Origin of the sequence: Nostoc sp. UHCC 0251, from assembly GCF_034932245.1 — a bacterium.
Classification (GTDB): domain Bacteria; phylum Cyanobacteriota; class Cyanobacteriia; order Cyanobacteriales; family Nostocaceae; genus Nostoc.
Genome location: NZ_JAYGHD010000024.1, coordinates 35,777 through 41,776, shown reverse-complemented (window position 1 = coordinate 41,776; position 6,000 = coordinate 35,777). Strand labels below are relative to the sequence as shown.

Annotated in this window: 5 protein-coding genes; 3 read left to right on the top strand and 2 right to left on the bottom strand. The window is 41.0% G+C overall.

Annotation, left to right across the window (positions count from 1 at the left end):
- Nucleotides 1-446: 446 nt before the first annotated feature.
- Nucleotides 447-767: a hypothetical protein gene (locus VB740_RS05350; RefSeq protein ID WP_323199022.1), complete on the top strand. Its 321-nt coding sequence runs from the start codon at nucleotides 447-449 to the stop codon at nucleotides 765-767.
- Nucleotides 768-946: 179 nt separating this feature from the next.
- Here VB740_RS05350 and VB740_RS05345 read toward each other — a convergent pair whose 3' ends face one another.
- Nucleotides 947-1,093 (bottom strand): hypothetical protein, encoded by a 147-nt coding sequence (locus VB740_RS05345; protein WP_323199021.1) that lies wholly within the window; start codon nucleotides 1,091-1,093, stop codon nucleotides 947-949.
- 151 nt (nucleotides 1,094-1,244) lie between these two features.
- Nucleotides 1,245-3,443: a PAS domain S-box protein gene (locus tag VB740_RS05340; RefSeq protein WP_323199020.1), complete on the bottom strand. Its 2,199-nt coding sequence runs from the start codon at nucleotides 3,441-3,443 to the stop codon at nucleotides 1,245-1,247.
- Nucleotides 3,444-3,900: 457 nt separating this feature from the next.
- Between VB740_RS05340 and VB740_RS05335 the strand changes: the two genes are divergently transcribed.
- Nucleotides 3,901-5,244, top strand: coding sequence for an adenylosuccinate synthase (locus VB740_RS05335; protein ID WP_323199019.1), 1,344 nt, complete (start codon nucleotides 3,901-3,903; stop codon nucleotides 5,242-5,244).
- Between the two features lie 83 nt (nucleotides 5,245-5,327).
- Nucleotides 5,328-5,933, top strand: coding sequence for a 50S ribosomal protein L25/general stress protein Ctc (locus VB740_RS05330; protein WP_323199018.1), 606 nt, complete (start codon nucleotides 5,328-5,330; stop codon nucleotides 5,931-5,933).
- The last annotated feature ends 67 nt before the right edge of the window (nucleotides 5,934-6,000 follow it).

Below are 6,000 nucleotides of genomic sequence, written 5' to 3'. Positions count from 1 at the left end.
TAAAAAACAAAGGCAATAGTGACTATGTTGCAATTTAAATGCCGATTAGCTTATTGACTGTGTTGAGAAACGCAAATTAAACCATAACGCCATTGAAAAACTAATTAATATCAAAGCCAGTAGTATGATTTTCCTCACATTTAAACCCACTTACGGTTAACTCAAACAAAGTTGATTTAGTTGAAATACTTTAAGCTGAAAAATAAGCGATTAGCTTAAATTAGATGATACTTCAGTTCTGAACAGTCAACCAAAACTAGTTATGATTAATTTAGAACAAGCACATAGTCAGGATATTGAAACAATTACCTATTTGTTAGCAAATATTTCCAAGCTGTTATGTTACCCACTTGTTAGAATTAGGGTGTTGCAAAACACCTTATCCCTGATAGGGATTGAAACGCTTAAAACTTACTAAATCCCTATTGGGGATTGAAATTAAGACCATGTTAGAAAACACAAACCTGAAAAATATCTCCAAAAAATTCGCTATAGCCAGAAATTCTGTTTCTTACAAAGAGAATGAGGCAATGAGAGCTATTGCATATAGCATGGATTTACTACTACCAGGTTTGTATATATGGCTACTTGGTTTTAGTATTCGCATTGGTGGGAACATACCAGATGATATTCCCTATAAATATCCCGGTAAAATTCACAGTAACACTGGAATTGCTTTAGTATTACCAGGATATAGAATTTTTACGACTTACCAGGGTAGCTATGACCCTAAACAGACATCAAATACAGGGACTAACAGCTTTTAATTGTACGGTTCTTGACTCAAATACTTTTGAAACCTTAATGACTCAGGCAGGATATTCAATCTCAGGTAGCGCACCTGCACAGTCTAATAGAATAAAAGTATGGTGGATTCATAACGAATACCCAAGAGTTGAGTCCATATATAGTCCAGACAAGAGAATAGTGATAACGGCTTATCATATTAACTGATATAGGAATCATATTTGATTTCTGAAAATATTTCAGTAGGGTGTGTTATGCCGTAGGCTAACGCACCATCCGAAGATTCTGGTGCGTTACGGAAGCCGTAACACAACGCCAGTCCGCTCAAGTCGGGAAACCCGCCCATGCGGCTGGCTCCCCTACATATACTTAGATTTTTTCATAAATCAAATACTAGTCCTATATTTTTTATTTCTATTAACCAATTTCCAGCGTGGGCAGAAAGTTTTGGTTTATAGGATTTTTCTAATCTGTAATGCTTTCAACACCAAAATCAATTAGCCATCTCCTGTAACTGATTCCAATTCTTGAGACTGCAAATGTGCGCTTTTAGATGTTGAGGCAGGTAAGTACACTGTAAATTGAGTACCTCTACCTACCTGACTGTAAACATTGACAAAACCACCGTGATTTTTAATAATACCCAACGTCGTGGAAAGTCCTAAACCTGTACCTTTGCCTACCTCTTTGGTAGTGAAAAATGGTTCAAAAATCCGTTGCTGGACTTCTGACGACATCCCCATCCCAGTATCAGTTACCACGATCGCAATATAAGAACCCACTTTAGCATCAATATTTATCTGAGCAGAATTTTCACCAATCACCAGATTTTCCGCCGCAATCCTTAATATACCGCCATTAGGCATAGCATCACGAGCGTTGACTACTAAATTTATCAGCACCTGATGTAGTTGAGTTGTGTCTCCACGCACGTACCACAGATTCTTGGGGATATCTACCTGGCAGATAATAGATTTGGGGAATGTTTGAGTAATAATTTGCTCAATTTCTGCCATCAAAGGCTGAATTTGCACAATTGTCCGTTTGCTTTCAATACCCCGTGCAAAGGACAATACTTGCTTGAGCAAATTAGCGCCGCGTCTGACATTATTTTCTAGGGTTTGCAGTATTTGCTGACTCTGGGAATCAGGCAATTTCTTCTGCAACATTTGAACTGACATTAAAATTGGCGATAGTATATTGTTGAGGTCATGGACGATACCGCCAGCTAACGTACCGATACTCTCCAAACGTTGCGATCGCAGAAGTTGAGCTTCCAGTTGTTTCTGCTGCGTAATCTCGGTATTAACACTCAAAATGGATTTGGGTTGTCCATTATCATCTCGGATCAGTATCCACCGACTTTCAACGATAATTACTTTACCTTCCCTTGTCAGTTGATGCAACTCACCCCGCCACTCACCCGTATTCATCACCCTCAAGTAAGCATCTTCTAGCTGTGGTGAATCTTTATCCAAAAGTTGCGAAACATTCTTACCCACAACCTCCTCAGCCTTCCAGCCGTACAGACGTTCAGCACCTTGATTCCAAAACAAGATTTGGTTGTGGATATTTCGCACCACAATTCCCTCAGTTGATACATCCAGCAGCAACCCTTGTTCACGGATTTTCTGTTCTGCCTGTTTTTGCTGGGTTATATCTCGCATCAGCGCCAAATGGATGAACGTGCCATCAGATTCGTTACATAGTGGTACGGCATAAGTTTCCATGTAGCGGCGAGTGCCTTTAAATCCAACGATTTCAAACTCCAAAGTCCCCTTATTACCTTGGCAGATACCTTTATGCAAGTCGGCAAAAGCTGCTCTATACTCTGGTACAATTACCGCATCAATTGGTTTACCAATCAATACATCAGCACTTTCTACTTCCATCATTGCCAATCCATAGGCATTAATTTCTAAAAGGGTGCCATCCCTGGCAATTAATTTGATGCATTCTGGTTCTGCATCTATTATGGCTCGTAAACGATTTTCACTTTGGCGTAGAGCCAGTTCCGTCTGCTGAAGTTGCCTGATATAACGCCACAACAAGTCATACAGCAGCGCCACCAGCACTAAATCCACAATAGCAGCGATAAAAAATGTAACTATCGCCTTTTGCGAACTTGCTTGCGACTGCTGCATTCCCTGCTTTAATAAATTTTGCTCTACTTCTAAAGAGTCGTGAATAAGCTGTTGGATTTCTTTGCTGATTTGCTTGTCTTTGTCAGATAAGATTTGCTGCCGAACTGCTTCAAATCCCTGGTTCTGTCTGAGGGAAATCTCTTCTTGCAGAATGTTGAGCCTATTGTTAATTTTCGGTTCCAACAAATAAATCCACTGCCGCTTTTGATGTTTATCAGTAGTTAACTTGCTGATAATCTGAATATTATTATTAGTTTTTTGATAAGCTACAAGATAGGTTTGTAAATCATCTGCATCTGCTGTAATTAAGTAATTGCGTTGTGCAGTTTCGGTATCTTTGAGTGTAGATTGAATAATTCTAAGTTGAGTAACCACTTCATAGGAGGATGTCACCCATTGCTGATTGTAAATCAGCTTAACAGTGTTGCTATATGAGACTACAGCATTAGTAAATACAACTGCCAATGCTACGATGAATATTGCTTTCAGCTTTGGGACTCGATACCATTTTTTGCTCATGCGATCGCCCTTTCTGCCGCAGATGCCCTCCATCAGTTAAAATTAAAGATTAAAAGCAAATCCTGGGAATATTTTAATGATTGTGACAGCACGGGTAACAAAATACAATCTCTTAGAGTTGTAAATATCTAGATTTTTTGGGATGATGATTTATACATAATAGTCCCATATAAATCCGCTAATTTTTAATATAAATTCATTTTTAACAGTAGAATAGCCAATACAGTTTGGATAAAATAATTTACCTATCTATAACGTTTGTAGATATGTTGCCTTGCAATTTCTCTATGTTTGGAATTGTAATTAACCCCTAATTATCCCTAAATCCAAAACAAAACCAGGGTATTGGTGTCAACTTAACATTACATCGGTGGTTAGAAACCGCCTGAAGTGAAAACTAAATTATTTATTTGGGCAATAAGCTTGACATGATTCAAGCAATATGTTAATAATTATAGTTTGTGGAAACTTTACTTCTTAATATAAGCTCTTGGCTAACGTCATTGTCATAGGTGCCCAATGGGGCGATGAAGGAAAAGGTAAAATAACTGACTTACTCAGCCGTTCCGCAGATGTTGTGGTTCGTTACCAAGGGGGTGTCAATGCTGGACACACGATTGTAGTTAAAGGTCAGACCTTTAAGCTGCACTTGATTCCCTCTGGTATTTTGTATCCAAATACCGATTGCATTATCGGCTGTGGAACAGTCATCGATCCACAGATTTTGATCGCAGAACTCGACCAATTAAAAGAATTAAATATTTCCACTGACCACCTGCTGATATCTGAGACAGCCCACGTAACGATGCCTTATCATCGGTTGATTGATCAGGCATCCGAAGAACGACGGGGAAGCCATAAGATCGGCACAACAGGTCGGGGCATTGGGCCGACTTATGCTGACAAATCTGAACGTACAGGCATTCGGGTTTTAGACTTGATGAACCCGGATGAGCTACGTGAGCAGTTGGAATGGACGATTAATTATAAAAACGTCATTTTAGAAAAGCTTTACAACTTGCCACCTCTAGATCCACAAGAGGTAATTGAACAGTATTTGGGTTATGCAGAACGCTTGCGCCCTTACGTTATTGATACATCGTTGAAGATATACGATGCGATTCAGCGACGGCGGAATATTTTGTTTGAAGGCGCACAAGGTACGCTCCTTGACTTAGATCATGGAACTTATCCCTATGTCACCTCCTCTAATCCTGTGGCCGGGGGGGCTTGCGTTGGTACAGGGGTAGGGCCGACAATGATTGACCGGGTAATTGGAGTATCGAAAGCCTATACGACACGAGTGGGAGAGGGGCCATTTCCCACAGAATTGGATGGAGAGTTGGGAGAAATGCTGTGCGATCGCGGTGCTGAATTTGGCACAACCACCGGACGCAAACGCCGCTGTGGCTGGTTTGATGCCGTCATCGGTCGCTATGCCGTGCGAATTAACGGCATGGATTGCATGGCACTCACCAAACTAGATGTCCTTGATGAATTAGAGGAAATTCAAGTTTGTGTCGCCTATGACATCGATGGCCAACGCAGCGAACACTTCCCCACAAGTTCTCGTCAATTTGCTAGATGTCGCCCCATCTACAAAACCTTACCAGGCTGGAAAGTGTCAACAACCGAGTGCCGCACCCTGGAAGACTTGCCACAGCAAGCACTGGACTATCTAAAATTCCTCGCTGAATTAATGGAAGTCCCGATCGCGATCGTCTCATTAGGAGCAAGCCGCGATCAAACCATAATCGTAGAAGACCCCATCCACGGGCCCAAACGTGCTTTATTACAAGCCGACGGCACACCTGCTACCCTGCTAAGTGCGTAAATTGGTCATTAGTCATTAGCAAAGGACAAATGACTAATGACCAATGACTAATGACAAAGGACAAATGACAAAGGACAACTTCTATGGCTATTACAGTCGAATCTCAAAAACGCCCAGAAGGCAGCAAGCCAAGAGCTTTGCGCCGTTCTGGATTGATACCTGCCAATTTGTACGGTCATAAAGGTACAGAATCCATTTCTTTAACTATTGATGCTAAAACTGTTGAGCGTTTGCTCAAAAGAGTTTCAGTTAACAATACATTGATTGAGTTAAACATTGCTGATGCACCCTGGCGCGGCAAAACCCTGCTGCGGGAACTTCAAATCCATCCAGCAAAAGGTACACCCTACCACCTTAGCTTTTTCGCAGTTGCAGGCCACGGCGACACAACTGTAGAAGTTCGGTTGCGTTTTGTGGGAACTGCTATTGGTGTTAAACAAGAAGGTGGTGTGTTAGACACCGTAATCTCGGAATTGCAAGTGACTTGTGCGCCAGAAAACATCCCAGATGTGATTGAAATCGATGTCTCTAACCTGCAAATTGGAGACAGCTTAAGTATTAGTGATATAGCTTTTCCTGAAGGTGTAACACCTCTAGCTGAATCAGAGCGACTTGTTGTGAGCGTTTTGCCACCACAAATCAGTGCTGATGATGCTGGGACAGCAACTGAAACTGAAGCAGCTTCTTAAGCTAAGTCAACTGTGTAATAATTTTTGATGATACCAGGGGGAAACTCCTGGTTTTTTTGTATTTAAA